Source organism: Halalkalibacter flavus (assembly GCF_036663575.1).
Taxonomy (GTDB): Bacteria; Bacillota; Bacilli; order Bacillales; family Bacillaceae_D; genus Halalkalibacter; species Halalkalibacter flavus.
In genome coordinates, this window is sequence record NZ_JAWRVK010000276.1 from 1 (window position 1) to 262 (window position 262).

Annotated in this window: 2 tRNA genes; both read right to left on the minus strand. The window is 57.3% G+C overall.

From position 1 onward, the window contains the following. Positions 1 to 2: 2 nt before the first annotated feature. Positions 3 to 74, minus strand: a tRNA-Glu gene (locus SAY88_RS25185). Positions 75 to 91: 17 nt separating this feature from the next. Beyond that, positions 92 to 185, minus strand: a tRNA-Ser gene (locus SAY88_RS25190). Positions 186 to 262 lie beyond the last annotated feature (77 nt).

Genomic DNA, 262 nt, shown 5'->3' on the forward strand with positions numbered 1-262 from the left:
GGTGACCCGTACGGGATTCGAACCCGTGTTACCGCCGTGAAAGGGCGGTGTCTTAACCGCTTGACCAACGGGCCAACCTTAGGAAAGTACCTGGCGGAGAGCGAGGGATTCGAACCCTCGAGACGGTTTTACACCGCCTACACGATTTCCAATCGTGCTCCTTCGGCCAGCTCGGACAGCTCTCCATATGGCTCCACAGGTAGGACTCGAACCTACGACCGATCGGTTAACAGCCGATTGCTCTACCACTGAGCTACTGTGG